This is a genomic window from Myxococcus hansupus, from assembly GCF_000280925.3.
Taxonomy (GTDB): domain Bacteria; phylum Myxococcota; class Myxococcia; order Myxococcales; family Myxococcaceae; genus Myxococcus; species Myxococcus hansupus.
Window position 1 is genome coordinate 165,387 of the sequence record NZ_CP012109.1, and the last position, 16,813, is coordinate 182,199.

The 16,813-nt window shown below is 66.7% G+C and carries 14 protein-coding genes; 4 read left to right on the top strand and 10 right to left on the bottom strand.

Going from position 1 to position 16,813, the window contains the following annotated elements:
• Positions 1 to 12: 12 nt before the first annotated feature.
• The 4 genes from A176_RS00690 to A176_RS00705 all read right to left on the bottom strand — a co-directional run bounded on the left by A176_RS00690 (position 13) and on the right by A176_RS00705 (position 5,585).
• A complete protein-coding gene (locus A176_RS00690) occupies positions 13 to 309 on the bottom strand; it encodes a hypothetical protein (protein ID WP_002635132.1) in 297 nt (98 codons plus the stop codon).
• Between the two features lie 206 nt (positions 310 to 515).
• On the bottom strand, positions 516 to 1,790 hold the full coding sequence (locus A176_RS00695) for a hypothetical protein (protein WP_002635133.1): 1,275 nt from the start codon (positions 1,788 to 1,790) through the stop codon (positions 516 to 518).
• Positions 1,791 to 2,180: 390 nt separating this feature from the next.
• On the bottom strand, positions 2,181 to 3,572 hold the full coding sequence (locus tag A176_RS00700) for a HEAT repeat domain-containing protein (RefSeq protein ID WP_002635135.1): 1,392 nt from the start codon (positions 3,570 to 3,572) through the stop codon (positions 2,181 to 2,183).
• Between the two features lie 186 nt (positions 3,573 to 3,758).
• Positions 3,759 to 5,585, bottom strand: a complete 1,827-nt coding sequence (locus A176_RS00705) for a monovalent cation:proton antiporter-2 (CPA2) family protein (RefSeq protein ID WP_002635136.1) — start codon at positions 5,583 to 5,585, stop codon at positions 3,759 to 3,761.
• Positions 5,586 to 5,914: 329 nt separating this feature from the next.
• Between A176_RS00705 and A176_RS00710 the strand changes: the two genes are divergently transcribed.
• Complete coding sequence (locus A176_RS00710) at positions 5,915 to 6,469, top strand: hypothetical protein (RefSeq protein WP_144429478.1); 555 nt, start codon at positions 5,915 to 5,917, stop codon at positions 6,467 to 6,469.
• 187 nt (positions 6,470 to 6,656) lie between these two features.
• Here A176_RS00710 and A176_RS37720 read toward each other — a convergent pair whose 3' ends face one another.
• Together A176_RS37720 and A176_RS00720 are read right to left on the bottom strand one after the other, a co-directional pair.
• Positions 6,657 to 8,222 (bottom strand): O-antigen ligase family protein, encoded by a 1,566-nt coding sequence (locus A176_RS37720; RefSeq protein WP_158513077.1) that lies wholly within the window; start codon positions 8,220 to 8,222, stop codon positions 6,657 to 6,659.
• Between the two features lie 358 nt (positions 8,223 to 8,580).
• Positions 8,581 to 9,204 carry a hypothetical protein gene (locus A176_RS00720; protein ID WP_002640474.1) on the bottom strand — a complete coding sequence of 208 codons (624 nt, stop codon included), beginning with the start codon at positions 9,202 to 9,204 and terminating at the stop codon, positions 8,581 to 8,583.
• A gap of 409 nt (positions 9,205 to 9,613) precedes the next feature.
• On the opposite strand from A176_RS00720, the gene A176_RS00725 reads away from it, so the two are divergent.
• The gene (locus tag A176_RS00725; RefSeq protein WP_002640475.1) at positions 9,614 to 10,486 is read left to right on the top strand and encodes a biosynthetic peptidoglycan transglycosylase; all 873 of its coding nucleotides are present in this window, start codon (positions 9,614 to 9,616) and stop codon (positions 10,484 to 10,486) included.
• Between the two features lie 165 nt (positions 10,487 to 10,651).
• Here the strand turns inward: A176_RS00725 and A176_RS00730 are convergent, their stop codons facing one another.
• Both A176_RS00730 and A176_RS00735 read right to left on the bottom strand, forming a co-directional pair.
• Positions 10,652 to 11,590, bottom strand: coding sequence for a pirin family protein (locus tag A176_RS00730; RefSeq protein ID WP_044890543.1), 939 nt, complete (start codon positions 11,588 to 11,590; stop codon positions 10,652 to 10,654).
• Between the two features lie 60 nt (positions 11,591 to 11,650).
• Positions 11,651 to 12,586 carry a LysR family transcriptional regulator gene (locus A176_RS00735; protein WP_021781445.1) on the bottom strand — a complete coding sequence of 312 codons (936 nt, stop codon included), beginning with the start codon at positions 12,584 to 12,586 and terminating at the stop codon, positions 11,651 to 11,653.
• A 159-nt stretch (positions 12,587 to 12,745) separates the two neighbouring features.
• Between A176_RS00735 and A176_RS00740 the strand changes: the two genes are divergently transcribed.
• Positions 12,746 to 14,134, top strand: coding sequence for a hypothetical protein (locus A176_RS00740; protein ID WP_002640731.1), 1,389 nt, complete (start codon positions 12,746 to 12,748; stop codon positions 14,132 to 14,134).
• A gap of 176 nt (positions 14,135 to 14,310) precedes the next feature.
• On the opposite strand, the gene A176_RS39260 is transcribed toward A176_RS00740, so the two are convergent.
• Positions 14,311 to 14,469 (bottom strand): hypothetical protein, encoded by a 159-nt coding sequence (locus tag A176_RS39260; protein ID WP_193409828.1) that lies wholly within the window; start codon positions 14,467 to 14,469, stop codon positions 14,311 to 14,313.
• A gap of 274 nt (positions 14,470 to 14,743) precedes the next feature.
• Between A176_RS39260 and A176_RS00745 the strand changes: the two genes are divergently transcribed.
• Complete coding sequence (locus tag A176_RS00745; RefSeq protein ID WP_002640730.1) at positions 14,744 to 16,063, top strand: ferritin-like domain-containing protein; 1,320 nt, start codon at positions 14,744 to 14,746, stop codon at positions 16,061 to 16,063.
• 37 nt (positions 16,064 to 16,100) lie between these two features.
• Here the strand turns inward: A176_RS00745 and A176_RS00750 are convergent, their stop codons facing one another.
• Entirely contained in the window at positions 16,101 to 16,538 is a 438-nt protein-coding gene (locus A176_RS00750) for a YciI family protein (protein WP_002640729.1), read from the bottom strand.
• Between the last annotated feature and the right edge of the window lie 275 nt (positions 16,539 to 16,813).

A 16,813-nucleotide genomic window follows, 5' to 3' on the forward strand; every position in this document is an offset into this window, starting at 1 on the left:
CGCGGCACCCTCTTAGGGGGCCGTGCGCGTCTGACGCCGCGCGGACACGAGCAGCATCATCGGGCGTTCTCGCTCCTCGGCCAGCTCTGGCTGGGCGGCGAGCTGGGCTTCGGTCGGTCCCCACTCGTCGACATGGCGCAGGTTGAAGCCGGTGTGAATCAGAGTGTTCAGCAGGGTGCCCAGCGCGCGGTGGTACTTGAGGACGCCCGGGGCGGGCCATTCCGGCGCCCCCGAGAGTCCTTCCTTCGAGCGCCGCAGTTGGCTGTAGCCGTGGAAGAAGCCAGGGTCGTCGTAGATGTTCTGCGCCATACCGGCTTCTGGGCACTCCGCACAGAACAGGTCCAGCGCTCCAGGTGCCTGGACGTCTACCGAAGACCCTTCATCCAGGCCGACGCGGCACTCCGGAGCGCGGCACCCAGGTCGGCGTGGGTGCGCCGGCCCAAGTTCCAGAAGCGAGTCGCCTCGCCCGCGGACCGAAGTCGGCGGTCCGCGGAGCTGGCCTCTCCTTCAACGCGTTAGTGCTTGCGCGTGAGCGGAATGGCGGGCACGTCCTTCACCTGTGCCTGGTGCGTCACGCGCGTACCCACGATGAAGTGCGGCTCGGGGGGATCGTAGACGTTCTGGGCGGCGTAGACGGTGAAGAATGTATCGGACCCGTAGGCGACGTCTGGCAGGTACTGCTGCGCCAGTCCCTTGCGGGAGATGGGGAAGCCCGAGCCATCCCAGACGTCCCCGTCCTCGTCCCACCGCGAACCCCAGATGCTGTGCGGACCGTTGCGCGTGTCATCCCAGACGACCAGGGACTTGTTGTTGTGGTGCGCGATGCGCGGTGCGGTCTGCGCGGCCGCGGCGAGGGTGATGGGGATGCCATCGGGGTCCTTCACCTTGCCCTGCCCATTCACCCGCGCGCCGTAGATGTCCGGGTTCGCGTTGCGGGTATCGGACCAGACCACCTGGTAGTTCTTGCCCGTCCATTCGACGTCGGGCGTCGTCTGGGCACCCCGCGCCGTGGAGATGGGAAAGCCGTCGTCGTCGAGGACGGTGCCGTCCTCCTTCACCCTGTTGCCGTAGATGTCCGCGTTCTCCGAGTCCTCGACGTGCCCGGCGGACCAGACGACCAGGAACTCCTTCTTGCTGTTGTTCCAGGCCGCCGACGCATCCGCCGCGTAGTTCAAGCCTGCGCCGATGGACCGGTCGGACGACGGGAGCACGACGCCGTCCTTCGTCACGCGCGTGACGTAGATGACCGTTCCGTCGTCTCCCGTGACGGCGTACGTCACCAGGCAGATTTTCGGGGAGCACGCGACGCGCGTCGGGCCCTGGAACTCATCCGTCTGGATGACGCGGAACACCGGCCCCACGACGGTGCCATCCGGCTTCACGCGAACGCCGTCAATGCCATCCGTGTTCCCCCAGACGACGAAGAAGTACGTCCCATTGAAGGCGATGCCGGGCCGGGCCCCGGTCAGTTCGCTGAAGTTGATGCGGATGCCTCCCTTGTCCAGCACGGTGCCGTCTGGCTTCACGCGAGTGCCCCAGATGCCGCCGGCCCGCACGTCGGTCCAGACCGCGAAGTACTTGCCATCACCGTACGCAACCGCAGGCCCATAACGCGCCACTGCGGCAGGCTTGGCGTCATCCCGATGCGCACTGAGCCCGGCCTCGGCGTTCGTGGACGTCTCCGGTTCCTCGTTGCCTCGCGGTGATTCCAGTTCCGGCGCCACCCCGCAGCCAGCCAGCATGGACCCGAACAGCAGCCCGGCGATGCCGGCCCTCACTTCCCGCTTCATGTGCAGCCTCCCCTTCGCGAACGACGGCGCAAAAGTGGGGGGCTCCACGCACCCAACCAGCCGCCCGGAGGATGCAGGCCGGATAAGGCGGTGGACACGAGCTTCAAGCCGCGGCCCCTGCGCTCGCGACGCAGGCCTCGGGGGCGCCGTGCCTTCAAACAAACGACGGCGGCATGGCCCGGACACGCAAGGCGCTGGGGTGAGCCTCCGCCGCCGGAGACGGGGCACGCTGTCATCTTCTGCGTGCTCGAATCAGGACAGGCCGCCATCGCCGAGCGGAACGACGGCTTCTTGCTGGGGCCGGTCGAATGAAAGTGCTCGCCGTGCCCCGTCATGACGGGCTTCTGTGATGGGGGGAGGACTGGGCGCGCTGTTCCTCGCACCCTGCTGCTACCGCTCAGTCCTCGGCTGGCGCGCGAGCCACTCGCGCCATGCTTCGGCGGTCTCGTGCTTTTCGCCAGAGAGCTGCTGCAACACCATGACCGCGGGGTCGCGGTTGATGGGCTGCTGAAGCGCGGACATCGCCACCAGCGTTTCACCCAACTGGTGGATGAGTCCTGCCCGCTGCGCTTTCAACGCGTCCTCCGGCAGGTCCTCCAGCAGGTACGACAGCAGGTAGGTCGCCTTGTTCCGGTCTGTCGTCGTGGGCATCGACACCGCGTCCACCACCGTGGCCACATCCACCAGGGGCTGCGTCGCGGCCTGCTGTAAGGCTGTCAGCACGCGCACCACGCTGTTGCGAACCGATTTGGAGTTGTCGCGGATGCTGGGCACCAGCCGCCGCACGGTTTCCTCGGGCGTGGGCGCGTAGGCCAACAGGAATGCCGCCGCCGCTCGTTTCTCATCGTCCGCATCCTCGCGCAGCACCGCCGTCAGCGCGTCCAACTGCTGCGGCACCTTCGCGAGGAACTCTGGCTCGAAGTCCACAAGCTGTGGATGCCCGAATCCTCCGATGCAGTGTGTCACCTGGCAACTGGAGGACTCATCCAATTTGCCCATCATTTGGAGTGACCAGACGCGCTGCTGGTAGTCGTTCCACCGGGCGGCCAGTCCTTCGGGGTCCGGGAGATGGCCTTTCGGCTCTGGGAGGAAGCGCAGTCGGGCTTGGTCCTCCACATCCACCATGTCCACCACCACGAAGGCTTTTCCCTTGTGCTCCTCGGCGACAAAGAGGGTCATTCCCGTCTTCACGAAGGCCAGTTCGTACTGCCCGCGAAGCAGCGCCTCCTTCTGTTTGAAGTAGGCGGCGCTGTACACAATGGGCTTACCCACCTCCAATCCAAACACCCGGCGGACCGCCTCCCGGTCCACCTTTTTGGAACCAAATGCATCCAGTCCCGCGAGCGTCGGCACGGGGAACGGTGCTTCGGGCGCCTTCGCCAGGTTGGCCTGGGCCCCCGTGACGATGGCTTCCCAGTCGGGCTGCGCATGCAGTGCAGCCAGCTCCGGGTTGTATTGGAGGTGCGCGGCGTCGAAGTACCCGCTCTGAACCGCGCGCTTCACCAGGGGCACCGCCGCATCCAGGTGGCCCGCGAGCGACGCGCAGCCCGCGGCGCGATAGAAGGACTCCGCGCGCTCCTCCGCGTCCGTTGCCACTTCGGCGGCGGCCTTGAAGCCATCGGCGCACGTGTTGAAATCCAGGGCCTCGTAGGCCTGCTGCGCTTTCGCGGACAGTTCCTGTGCTGTGGCTCCCTGCCCAGGAGTGAGTGCGTTATTTCCGTTCGAGGAATGGGCACAGCCCGCGCCAAACGCGACCGCGCCCAATGCCATGAGGAATCGCATTGGGTCTGCCTTTCTGAGAAAGCCCATATCTCAGACGATCTGCGCGCAGGCTTCAAGGGGCGCTCCCTGAAGCAGGTTCAGAGGAGGTGCGTGCGGGGCTTGAGGCAGCGGCCAGGAAGGAGCGGACACCGCGAGTAGAGGCGCTGAGTCGCGCAGCAGGGCGTTCGACTTCGCCGACGCTCGCGCCTACTTGTTCGTGCCCTGGGTCGCCTCGGCCGTTTCCGGGGTGAGCGGCGTGGCGGCCTTGCGTGGAGGTGTGAACGGCGTCGGCGTCGGGCCCGGGGCGATGTTGCCGATCAACATGCGCGTGCCCGCGGCGAGTCCCCCGGCCAGTTCCAACTGCACGCGTTCCGCATCGCGGCGGCGCACTGACTCGACGATCTCCACCGCATCTTCCGGTGGAACGCCCAGTTGGCACAGCGCGTGATGGCCGAACCTGATTGCCGATTCGAACGTCTCGCGCACCTGCACGTCGACACCGGCGTTGATCAGTTGCAGGGAATGTTCGCGATCGAAGGAGCGCACGAGCAGCTTCGCCTGGCCGAACTCGGACTTCACCAGTTCGACGATGCGGTTGGCGGCCTCCTTGTTGTCGATGCACACGGCAATCACCTGTGCGCTGTTCGCACCCGATGCGCGCAGCACGTCCAGGCGCGTGCCGTCGCCGTAGTAGATCTTGAACCCGAACGTGCCTGCGCTTCGAATCATCTCCACGTCGTTGTCGATGATCGTCACGTCTACGCCGCGCGCGAGCAGCGACTGGCTCACGACTTGACCGAAGCGGCCGAAACCGATCATCAGCACGCTGCCCGACAGGCCTTCGGCGACGTCCAGGTCGTCGATCTTTTCTTCCTGGCGCTTGAGCCATGGGCGCACCGCGAGCACGACCAGGGGCGTCAGCGCCATCGACAGCACGACGATCGCGGTGAGGTTGGCGTTCTGTGCTGCGGCGATCACGCCGCTGGCGGCGGCGGTGGAATACAGCACGAAGGCGAATTCGCCGCCTTGCGCCATCAGCGCGGCGCGATCGAGCGCTTCGTGGTGGCTGGACGCGGTAAGCCGCGCGACGACGTAGATGCACAGCGCCTTGACCAGCATCATCGCCAGCACCGCGCCGAGAATCATCGCCCAGTTGTCGCGCACCACCGACAGGTCCAGCGCCATGCCCACGCCGAGGAAGAACAGGCCGAGCAGCAGGCCGCGGAACGGTTCGACATCGGCTTCGAGCTGATGGCGGAACGTCGACTCCGACAGCAGCACGCCGGCGAGGAACGCGCCCATCGCCATCGACAGGCCGCCCAACTGCATCAGCAGCGCCGCCCCCAATACGACGAGCAGCGCGGCGGCGGTCATCACCTCGCGCGCCCGCGCCGCGGCGAGCAGGCGGAACAGCGGATTGAGCAGCCAGATGCCGGCGGCGAGGAGTGTGACCAGCGCGCCGGTGGCAATGCCTATCGAGGTCCAGCGCGAAGCATCGCTGCTGGGCTCGCCCGGCGCGAGCAGCGCCACCAGCACCAGCAGCGGCACGATCAAAAGGTCCTCGAACAGCAGCACCGAGACGATCTTCTGTCCGGGGGGCAGGGCGATGTCGCCGCGTTCGCTCAGCAGTTGCATGACGATGGCGGTGGAGGTCAGCACGAAGCCCATCGCCCCGATGAATGCGACCACCGGTTCATGGCCGAACAGCAGGCCAACACCGGTCAGCGCCGCGGTGCAGGCGGCGATCTGCAGCGTGCCCAGGCCGAAGATTTGCCGACGCAGGCTCCACAGGTGCGAGGGGCGCATCTCCAGGCCGATGACGAAGAGGAACATCACCACGCCCAGCTCGGCGACGTGCAGGATGGCCTGGGGGTCGGAGAACCAGCCCAGCCCGAACGGCCCGATCACCAGCCCCGCGGCGAGGTATCCCAGCACCGAACCGAGCCCCAGTCGCCTGAACACCGGTACCGCGACCACCGCCGCGCCGAGCAGGGCCACCACCTTCACCAGATCGTTCGATCCCACGTCCGCCATCTGTCTCCCCAAATCCTGTGAACCGCACCGGCCCGTGAAGCCTACACGGATGGCAAAACGGGGCATTTACGCGCGGAGTCCGCCCCGTTCAACACACGGCCAAGACGACTGGGCCTGCGCCTCGGGCAAATCTTACGTGGTACCACGGCGCCTTCGCTCCAGGCGCCAAACTGCGGCCATTCCCGGTCTCTCAAGCACGTGCGCAGGAGTCGAGCGCGGGGCTTGCGGCGGCGGCAAGGAAGGAGCGGATGAGTGAGGAGATACCGCGAGTGGACTGGGGAGAGTGGTGCGGCCCCAGTCGGGACGAAGGTGGTATGCTGCCCACCTCCATGTCGACTCTGGTCGCACCGGCGCGGGTCGATGCGTTCGACGTGGCGGAGGGCGAAGTGCGCCTGCTGCCGGGCGGGCTCCAGGTCTCGAATGGCGTGTTGAACCGCGGCATCCTCGTCGTGGCGGGGGGCGTGGAGGTAGGAGGCGAGTTTGGTGATGGCGGCGTTGGCAATGCGGCGGTCGTCGTCGGGTCGCTTCGGTGCCGGATCGCCAATGCCCAGGGCGTGCTCCGCGTGAGCGAAGTGCTCGAAGCGGCCCAGCTTGCCTTCGCGAACAATGCCGGAGTGCGTCGTCAGGGTGTCCAGGTCCTCGAGGGCGCCCACCGCGTGGGCCAGGAGCAGGTCCTGGCGGGAGAAGCGTTGCTCGAGCCTGGGTGTGGCGGCGATGGGCGCCCTCACGTCGAGCGACTCGCCGTCCACGTCGCGGGCCACCTGCGCTGGGACGCAGTAGTCCACTTCGCCGTGGACTCGCTCACGCCCTCGCGACGTGGCACAGCCGGAGGTCATGAGCGCCAGTGCCACGGCCCAGGCGCGCCGATTCACGAAGCGCGGTAGAGACACACGCACTGGCTACGCTGTTCTCCGGGCCCGCAGTCACGGGAACGGGCCGACGGTATCGCCAACGCGACACCCTTCGCGCCTCCGTCGCACGGTGAACGAACGTCTCGCCTCGAGCACCTGAGTGCGACACCGTCACCGGGTCCACACGGGACGCCGTGCGGGCCAGCGGTCGGGTTTCATCCTACGGCACTTCTTCGCCACCCTTCACCAGCCCGTCGCCCTCAACAGGGCTCCTATTCATCCCATCCTTTTCCGTTGGCGCCACGCTCATGTCATGCGGCTCGATGTCCTGCGCCCTTCGGCGAAAGCTTCGCGCATCCTCCAACCTTCCTTGCTGCTCGGCACATCGCGCCAGCAAATGCAGGAGTCGTGGCTCGTACGGCAGGTGCATATCCAGCAGGGTCGCGGCAGCCGTCAATGTCGAGCAGTCTTCGAAATGCTCGCTGATGGCGACGGCACGTAGGCTCTCCAGAGGAAGACTTCGGGATGGGCCGAGACGAAGGACGGTGGTGGCTGAGCAGTCCTCGCTGAGTTCCTTCAATGCAAGGTACTGCGGAGCCGCGATGCAGAGAGAAACGGTTGCTGCCAGCGAAAGCACGAGGCCGCAGGCCCGAGGAGAAACGAACGCGGCACGGCTCGCGCAGTCAAACCGCAGCATGCCTGCGACTGCTGCCACCAGTGCGACTGAGGCAGGGCGAGCCAGCAGCGCATCGAACCCACTGATGACGAGCGCAACAATCAGGCTGCCGATGGTCGCCAGGCTCAGCATGTCCTGTGTCTGCATGACGCGACGACCCGAACCCACCAACAGCGAGAATGCCATGGCTGCGGCGGCAATGAGTCCGAGCAACCCCGTCTCGACCGAATGGCGTAGAAGGTCCGAAGCGGGAGTCCACAACGGCTCAATGAATCTTGCGTGTTTCCCTGTTGCGGCATGCGCAAACCGCGGAGCTTCACGACGCCAAAGGCCTGGTCCGAAGCCAACCCAGGGTTTGACTGACAGCATGGCCAGCCCTACTTGATGTTGCTCGAGTCGGCTGCGTCCCGTGCCGGAGTCATAATCGACGATACGAGAGAACGACGATTTGAATGGCGTCGGTTCGGACCATTGGAGCCCGCCCCAGGAGACCGTGTTCAATACAACCACGGTGCCGACCAGCGTCACACACGCGTGGATGATTCCTCGCCTGGATGGGGCCGGTGAGCCCCTCCGAACCCATAGTGCGACCCACACGGCGATGACGACCAGGCTTGCGACCAACAGGCCCACCCAACTGCTTCGTGCTCGGCAGAGCGCGGCCGTCAGCATGAGCAGCGCAGCGGCAAGCGAGCGCAGATAATGTGGCCGCATTGCTGCACGGACGAGCGCCAGGGGGAGCAGGATGGCGCAATAGCCGCCGACAGCATTGCGGTTGGCGAAGGTCGCGCCCGGGCGTCGCGACGTCTCCCAGGGCAGACTCCCGCCCAAGGCTTCATAGAGCGCGACGAGCGCGATGATGGCCCCGATGCTGACGAGCCCATCTACAAGGGCGTCCCGGTTCTGGCTTGTTGCCTCTCTGGCCGTTACCACCACGACGAGCGCGCCAAGATGAACTGCAATCCATGGCAGGCTGAAGGGGAGGCTGAAGCCGTTCACGGCCATCGCGAGGAACCCGACTGCCAGGTAACCCAGCGCAGCCAGATCAAAGTTCGTGAAATGCACCTTGGCCCGGCGCCAGGCGGCGAAGCAGGCAATCGCGCACAGCACGGTGCCTGTGGCGAAGACAACGGGTTTGGGTCCCAGGAGTCCGTGCCATCGCAGGGGCGACTTCGCGGCTTGCGGCGAGACAGCCAGTGCTGTTGACGCCACAAGGGCCAGCGTGGCCCACCAAGTGGCTGGGTATCGGGGCGCAGGAGGGGCGCTGGATGTGGATGGCGTCGGTTGCATGGGGGAGCTGAGACGATCCCGCTGTTCAAGAGGCCGGCCGTTGTCTACCACCGCTCAGCCAATCGGCTTCCCATCCGTTTCGGTGCGAAGGTGCCCTCGGTTGCAGGCAGAGGGCACCTTCAGTCTGTACCTGACGAGCGGCCGAGAACGGGGGCGCCGCTCGCCATGGCTCAACGGCTTACGGCTCTTCCTCTTCCACCTCGATTTCGATGCACTCTTCGCTCTCAATGATGACGGTGAGGCACACGAGGGTCCCGTCTTCCGCGAGCGCGCAGAACTGGTAGATCTCGATTACAATGTAGCAGTAGTACTCAGTGGCCTGCGCGCTGATGACGGGCCTCTTCGTCAGCTTGCCCGTGGCCTCGAGCTGGGCGCGCTCTGATTCGGTGAGGGTGCCCAGGCTGCTGGCGGCGGACGCAAGCCGGAACTTCTGATCTGGCTTTGCCAGGAGGTCGTCGCCATTCGCCTTCGCGGCGCTCAGCCACTCGGACATCAGCAGCCGCTTCCCGTCGGCGTTGACCATCGCGATGCGGCTGAAGTCAATCGGGGCCTTGGAGAAGTCGAAGGTGTAGGCAACCCCTTCTTTACGCAGATCCACAACGAACTGCTCTCCTGCCTTCAGTCCGGCGATCGTCTCCGCGGTGACGAGCTGCTGACTCCCCTTGTCATTCGCGCTCACGTCGTCATTCGCGGTGCTCGTGCCACACCCTGTCGCGCCAGCCATGGGCAGGACGGCGAGCATGAGCGCCGATACGACAGCCATGGCTCCGCGCGTCATGCTTTGAGAAACGAAACGCTTCATGTTTTTGCTCCTTGAGGGAGGTGCACCTGCTTGGGCCCGGGCCCTCTCGGTGATGCCGTTTCGAGAGCGCGGGCTCGCCACACTCAAGTGAGCGTGGTGGAGCAACGATAGTTATGAGTAAAATTAAAGTCCAGAATAGCAGTTAAACCAGTAACCGCCGTGCAAGTTCATGAAAGACTCAGTCAAGAGAGACTCAACTCGCTGAGTAATGGGTTCACGCTGGTGAGTCCTGCTCGGCTGCGCCATCAATGGGAGCGTCGCAAGGAAGTCCGCGGCTGGCCCTTGTCTTACGCGAGGCGTCAGGTTCAAGCTCCAGCGCGAGAGACATCGCGGAAGCAGGGGCGTACCCCTTGAGTGAATGGCACGAGGATGCTCATCACGAAGTGGATCGTGTGGTGGAGTCTGCCGAATGTATCGACGTGTGGTGAGGCTGTTGTCCGTTGCCTTCCTGCTGCCCCTCATTTACGTGCTGGCTCTGTGGTTGCTATCCCCTGATGTCTCCGTGCTCGCGCACGAGACTCCGGTGCGAACCAGCTACATGCGCCTGCGTGCCGCGGAGAAGCGCCTTCCCGAGGATGCCTACTCAGTAGGCGTGACGCCGATAGATCGGGTCTCACTCCTGCTGGTGTGTGCGGTCATCAAGGCGGAGGACCGCAGCTTCTTCCGGCACCGTGGCGTGGACATGCCGGCGTTTCAAGACGCGGCCCTGGCATGGCTGAAAGGGGATGCCCGACGCGGGGGGAGCACACTGACGCAGCAGTTGGCTCGGAACCTATACCTGTCTCCAGAGCGCACAGTGCATCGCAAGCTGCGCGAGCTCATGGTGGCTCGCGAGCTGGAGGACACGCTCGGCAAGCGGCGTATCCTGGAACTATACCTCAACACTGTTGAGTGGGGAGAGGGCGTGTGGGGGGTGGCGAATGCGAGCCGATTCTACTTTGGCAGAGCGCCCGATGACCTGGATGCCTTTGAGGCCAGCTTTTTGGCAAGCCTGCTGGCTGCGCCGCGTCGCCCTCTTGTAGGGGGCAATGCGGTCCGGGCGCGCGCTGTTCAGCGCCGGGTGCTACGTCAATTGAAGAACGCAGGTCTCCTGAGCACGGAAGAACTCCAGCGCGATTTGCTGCGCATGAGCGAGCTGCATGTCGCCTTGGAGAAGGGCGAGACACTGGGTCCACAGTTGCTGACTCTGCACGCGCCTGCGGGAGATGCGCCGAGAAGTCCGAGTTCGGGGACTTTTCAGCGAGACGATTGCATAGGCATGGCCTGGAAGCGCGCGAGATGAAAGACCACATGGAGGCGGGCCAGAAGCCGTGAAGAACCATTGCACGGTGCGCACGGGAAGAGGCGGTCTGCCGCGGCCTCGTTCCCGCCGATACGTTGACGCCCCCGGGACGGTGTGTCCCGGAGGCGCCAGCACCCTTGCGCGACGTCAGCCTCCGTGCCCCCGTTACTCGGGAATCTCACCGAAGGCGCCGGACTCGAAGTCGTCGATGGCCTGGATGATTTCCCGGTGGTTGTTCATCACGAACGGCCCGGTGTGAGCGATGGGCTCGTTGAGGGGCTCGCCCGCGAGGAGGATGAAGTGCGTGTCCTCGTCGGCCTGGAGGGAGAGGGTCTCCCCGTCGTTGGAGAACACCGCGAGCTCACCGCTCCGGATGATCTCCGTGCCCACCGTCACGCGGCCGTTGGCGACGAGCACCAGGGCGTTGTGGTTGGAGGGCAGTGACAGGTTGAAGTCCTCACCCGCGCGCACCTTCACGTCGAGCATGGAGATGGGCGTGAAGGTCCTGGCGGGACCCTTCGCGTCACCGTAGCTCCCGGCGATGATGCGCACCCGGCTGTGCTCCGTGGCCTCGCCGCCTCCTTGAACGGGGACCACCGGAATCTGCTCCGTCGTGATGGGCTGGTAGGCCGGAGCGGACATCTTGTGCTTGCGAGGCAGGTTGACCCAGAGCTGGAGCATGTGGAAGGTGCCCCCGCGCCGTGAGAAGTCGTGCTCGTGGTACTCCTCGTGGAGGATGCCGGAGGCGGCCGTCATCCACTGCACGTCCCCGGGACCGATGACGCCGGAGTGGCCGGCGTTGTCGCGGTGGGCGACGTGGCCTTCGAATGCGAGCGTCACCGTCTCGAAGCCACGGTGCGGATGCCAGCCGACGCCCCGCTGGCCCTTCGCCAGCGCGGGGTAGTGCTGAGGCGGATGGTAGTCGAGCAGGAGGAACGGACTGGTCCGCTCCTGGCGAAGGCCGCCGCTGGGCACGAGGGTGTGGACGCGGAAGCCGTCACCCACCCAGTGCAGCTCGCCGCCACCATGGACACTCTCCAGGGTGCGGGGGCGGGAAGTGGCTCGAGGCGGAGTAGGAACGCTGACGTGAGTTGTGGTGCTCATGGTTCCAAACCTAAGCGCCGAGCCCCGTCTGTAAATCGCTCCAGGTCGTGATGCTTTTCATCACGTCGTGTGATGGTCCGCGCCCCTGAGCGCGAGCTGGCACAGTGAGGTGAGCCGGTTCGAGGCCCACGTCGCCACCGGGCCCAGCGGCGTGCCCTTGCGGCGCACCAGGGCGAGCGGGCGCTGGGGTGGGGGACCGCCCTCCCAGGCCGCCAGTCGCAGCGCGACCAGCCGTCCGGCGGCGACGTCGTCGAGGACGAGGTGCTCGGGCTCGAGGCCCCAGCCGACGCCGCCGACGAGGAGCGAGTGCTTGGTCATCAGGTCCGCGACACGCCAGAGGCGCGAGCTGATGACGCCCCGGTCCGCTGTGCCCGGCTTGCCCGCTGGCAGCCGCTCGCTCAGGACGATTTGGATGGCGGAGGCGAGGTGCGCCTCGGTGAGGACGCCTTTCACCGCCGCGAGCGGATGCGTTGGCGCGGCGACGGGAATCATCTTGAGGAGCGCGATGGGGCGCTGCTCCAGGCCGGTGAGGTCCAGGTCCGCGCCGGCGATGCCCAGCGTCGCGCGCCGCTCGCGCACGCGCTCCGTCACCGCGGACATCAGCTCCACCTCCAGCGCCAGTTCCACCCCCGGGTGCGTGCGCGCCAGCTCCCGCACGAAGTCCAGCAGCGCATCGGTGGGGAACATGGCGTCCACCACCAGCGACAGCTTCGTCTCCTCACCGCTCTTGAGCCGGCCCACCACCGCCTGGAACGAGGTGATGTCCTCGTGGAGTCGCTGCGCCGCCGCGACGACGGCTTCACCCTTCGCCGTCAGACGCGGGACGCGCCCGCTCCGGTCGAAGAGGCGCAGGCCGAGCTGCTTCTCCAGCCGCTGCATGGCCTGACTGACGGCGGGCTGCCCCTGGCCGAGCTTCCGAGCCGCCGCGGAGAAGCTGCCCTCCTCGGCCACCGCGCGGAGCGTGCGGAGCTGGTCGATGGTGACGCTTTCGAGCACCGCGCGACTGCATCACATCGACGGCGATGATGCACGCGCGCGTGCTCGCGCGGGACCTCATGGACTGAGCGCCTCCTGCACACAGATGAGACATGCCGCGTCACGCTTGCGTCGGGCACATGTGCTATCCACCCGGAATTCTTCGCCTGGAGGAAATGCATGAATTTACGCGATTTTGCCCTGGTCTGCGCCCTGGCTCTCGGAGCCACGGCCTGTGGTAACACGGTCCTCGAGGAGCCGCAGGTCGTCCCGGTCGAGGAGACCGGCGTCTCCACCGCCGCGGCCACGGCCACCCGCATCTATGCGTACGAGCCTACGGGCACGCACCAGCTCAGCTTCGAGACGCTGGGCACCTTCGAGACACGCAACGGCCGCCGCGTGCTTGTGATTCGCGGAACCACCAACCGCTATCTCAAGGACGTCTTCAGCTTCGTGCCGGACGATGCCTTCGGCACGGCGAGCATCATCAGCGAGCGGCGCTTCGAGGTGGTGCTCGAGGAGGGCCACGAGCTGAACACGATGCTGTCTGGGATGCCGCTGTTCGTGTCCATCGACACCTTCACGGGCTCTCCGACGCGGTACTACGCGCAGATTGTCCTGGCGCCCCGGTTCTTCGACTTCCGCGGGCCGAACTCCATCACCGTCCACGAGAACGTCGACCCGGTCTACGTGCGCAACGCGGCCGGCACGGACAACCTGATGTACCGCGGCCGGGTGGACTCGGCGGCGACCTCGCTCACCGTCACCGGGCCGGACGGCACGCCGATGGTCACCCGCGTGGACGCGGGCACCTTCCAACTCGACTGGCGCTACCCGGCGGTTTACCAGGCGGTGGACCCGCACACGGACCCGCTTACCTTCACCGCCACGCTCAACGGCGGCGCCGTGGTGACGGAGACGGCGCGCCTGGTGGTGCGCGTCACCGGTCTGGCCATCAGCACCCACAACGACCCGTACAGCACGTGGCCCACCCCCGCCTGCCAGCCGTCCGTCTACAACTGCATCCACGCGCAGTCCGAGGGCACGCTGGACTTCGGCGCGTGCGGCACGCACCGGCAGGTGCAGCGCTGCATGCTCGCGAGCGCCTGCGAGGTGCTCCCGGGCCAGCCACTGTCCCTCACCGAGATTGCCTTCCCGCCCCCGGGGCACGCGCGCCAGACGCCCGATTCCGGCGCCTCCGCCACGACGTGGTACGGGCTGGTTGGCATCGACGCGTACAGCACCCCGGAGTGCCCGGCCACGCCGGTGACCATTCAGGCGGTGGTGGACCACCTCCACGGGACGACGCAGACGGTGCCTCCGTCTGATTGGGGCGAGGTCACCGACCGCGCGGGCATGGTGGTGGACAATTACTTCTTCGGCTCGAGCAGCTCCCCGCTGCTGGCCGTCATCGACGCGTTCGCGGGCGGCGGCCCCATCCAGGCGTGGTTCGCCTGGGAGGAGCTTCCCTGCCACAACTGCCACAGTTACGCCGAGTACGGCGCCCTGTACTACCCGAACAGCGGCAAGGTCATCATGCTGAAGAGCTACCACGGCTACGACTGGTGATGCGCACCTGCCCGGGCCGCGCACCTCGGCCACGGGCATGCTCGTCATCAATCCCTGGCGCGGCGGCCCGGAGTCTCCTCGGTTCGTGAAGGCTCCGGCTCCCGGAGCCGCACGGTGGCGACGATGGACTCCGCGTCGATGAGGGGCCACATCCCGCCGGGGTGATGAAGCTGGAATCAGCCGCAGACGGAGGTCCTGATACAGGTGCCGTCGCAGTTGAGCCGACGATTCTTCGCGGAACAGCACAGGTCGTTCTCGGGGGCACGATCGCCCGCGGCAATCTCAGACAGGAACAGTTTCAAGACGCGGTCAGGCAGCGCCTTGAGGGGCTTCAAGGCGTTTTCCTTTCCGGACTGCGTCGCGAGCAGTCGTCCCCATCGGCGCGGCGCGAAGGCTTGCTGGGCTTCGCGTGGCCCGGCTGGCGCGCGCCGCCGCGGACCTGCCCGCGGGCGACTTGTGCGGTCTGGGACACCGAATGCCTCAGGTTTCTGAGGCCGCTCCTGGAAAACGTCGGCATGTTCCAGCCGACGGCCCTGGGTTCATCGAGTGAAGCGTTTCTGGCATCGTGATTGCTTGGAAGTGGAGGGTGTACCCAGAGAGGAGTGTTGCTTGAACTCGGAACAACTGCGCCGACTCTTCACCCGAGCGATGAGTGCATCACTGGCGTCTCCGCTGCTGCTCACCGGCTGTGGCAATGGGGGGATTGCCCTGGAAGGCTACTCGCCCCCTACCTGTGACGAACAAAACCTGTCGGTCCGAGGGCTGTCTCCCGCGACACAGACGGACTTCGTCGAGATGCGGTTCCTCGCCGACCAGTACACCACGCCCCGGCAGCAGCCCCTCGTGTCCTCGGGGACGCCGTGCGAGACCGCCACGCAGCCGGTGACGTGCAACGCGGAGCTCGAGTCCCTCTCCTCCGAGGTGGGGTTCCGCTCCCGCTGCGAGCCGGACTGCCACGCGTACTACCTCGTGACAACGCGAGGGGATGCGGTGGAGGCCCACACCACTCAGGAGGCGCTCCGGGCCTTCCTGGGGGACATCGACACGACTCAGGAAGCGCTGCTCCAGGTCTTCGCGGACGGCTACAACCTGAGCTGTACCGCGTTGGAGAAAGGCGCGGTGAGGGCCAACGCGGACGGGACCTTCAACGTCGTCGCCACGAAGGGTTTCGCGTGTGGAGAGGGCTCCAACCTGACGCAGTATCTGCTGGAGGTGAAGCCCTCGGGCGAGCTGCGCGTGATGCAGACCCACATCTTGGAGCGGGGCACGAAGGGGTGCACCGTGGGTCGCCGGCCCGCGGGACTCCGCTCGGATGGCTCGGTTGCCTGCTCGGATGAGCTGGGACAGCACTTCGCGCTCATCGCCCATCTGGAGGAGGCCTCCATCACGGCCTTCTTGAGGCTGCGGGACGAACTGGCGCTTCATGGCGCGGCGGTCGAGCTTCAGCAGGCGGCGCTGCGCAGCGCACTCGATGAGGTGGCTCACACGGAGGTGTGTGGACGCCTTGCACGTCGTCATGGCGCGACGCCGGAGCGCGCGGTGGTGGCGCCGCTCCCGCCCAGGCCGCTGCTCGAGGTGGCGCTGGACAATGCGGTGGAGGGCTGCGTGCGCGAGACGTACGGCGCGCTGCTGGCCCACCATCAGGCCCTGCGCGCGGAGGACGACGAGGTTCGCGAGGCGATGGTCCGAATCGCCGAGGACGAGACCCGGCACGCGGACCTGTCCTGGGCCATTGACCGTTGGGCGGTGGAGCGCCTGCCGTCCGCCGAGCGCGAGGCGGTGCGCGCGGCACGTCAGCGGGCGGTGGAGGCGCTGCGTGCGGAGGTCTCCGCGCCGACCGATGCGGCGCTCCAGCGGGCGTTGGGGCTGCCCGCGCCGGAGGTCGCCGTCGCGATGGTGGACCTGCTCTCGCGGGAGCTCTGGAACTGAGGAGTCCGCCGCCTCGTCGGGGAGGTGCGGCGGGGCGCTACTTGTCTGCGTCCTTCGCCGCGCCCTTGGCCGCCTCGACGGGCGGGGCCAGGGGGAACGCCAGGTAGCCCTTCTCCGTGTACCAGGCCATGACCTGCACCCGCAGTCGGCCCGCCTTCACCATCGGGTCCTGCTCGGCGAGCTGCTTCGCCTCCGCCTTGGTCGCGGTGCGGTAGATGCACGCGCCGCGCATGCCCACGTCGTCCTGCTCGTCGAAGGGGCCCGCGAGCACCATCTTGCCGCTCTCCCCCATGCGCGTGAGGTGCGCGAGGTGCTCCTTCTGCAACTGCGCCAGCGCGGCCTCCGGCAGCTTCTTGGCGTCCGGTACGCGTTCCAGCAGGACGAGGTAGTGCTTGTCGAACTCGAACTTCTTCGCTGCGGGCTGGGTCGGCGCGGCGCCGAGAGTGAGCAGGAGCAGGGCGGTCGTGAGCGTCATGACGAGGGTCCTCGGGAGGTAGGGCGCGGAACCCTAAAAGCAGCGGCTGACGCGGCGCCATTTTCTGGCAGGTCCCGCCGCGTGCGGGCCCGACGTCGTCGACGGCCGCATCCGCGCGGCCCGACGGGTGCGCCGCCCTCGCATGTTGTCCTCGAGACCACGCCGTCACACCCTCCGTGGCCCGCCAGTCCACACCGGGGCTGACCGGCGAACGGAGTCACCTGGGGCCGGGCAATGGCGGCGTCATGGTACGGCGCTTGAATCTGCATGCCGAC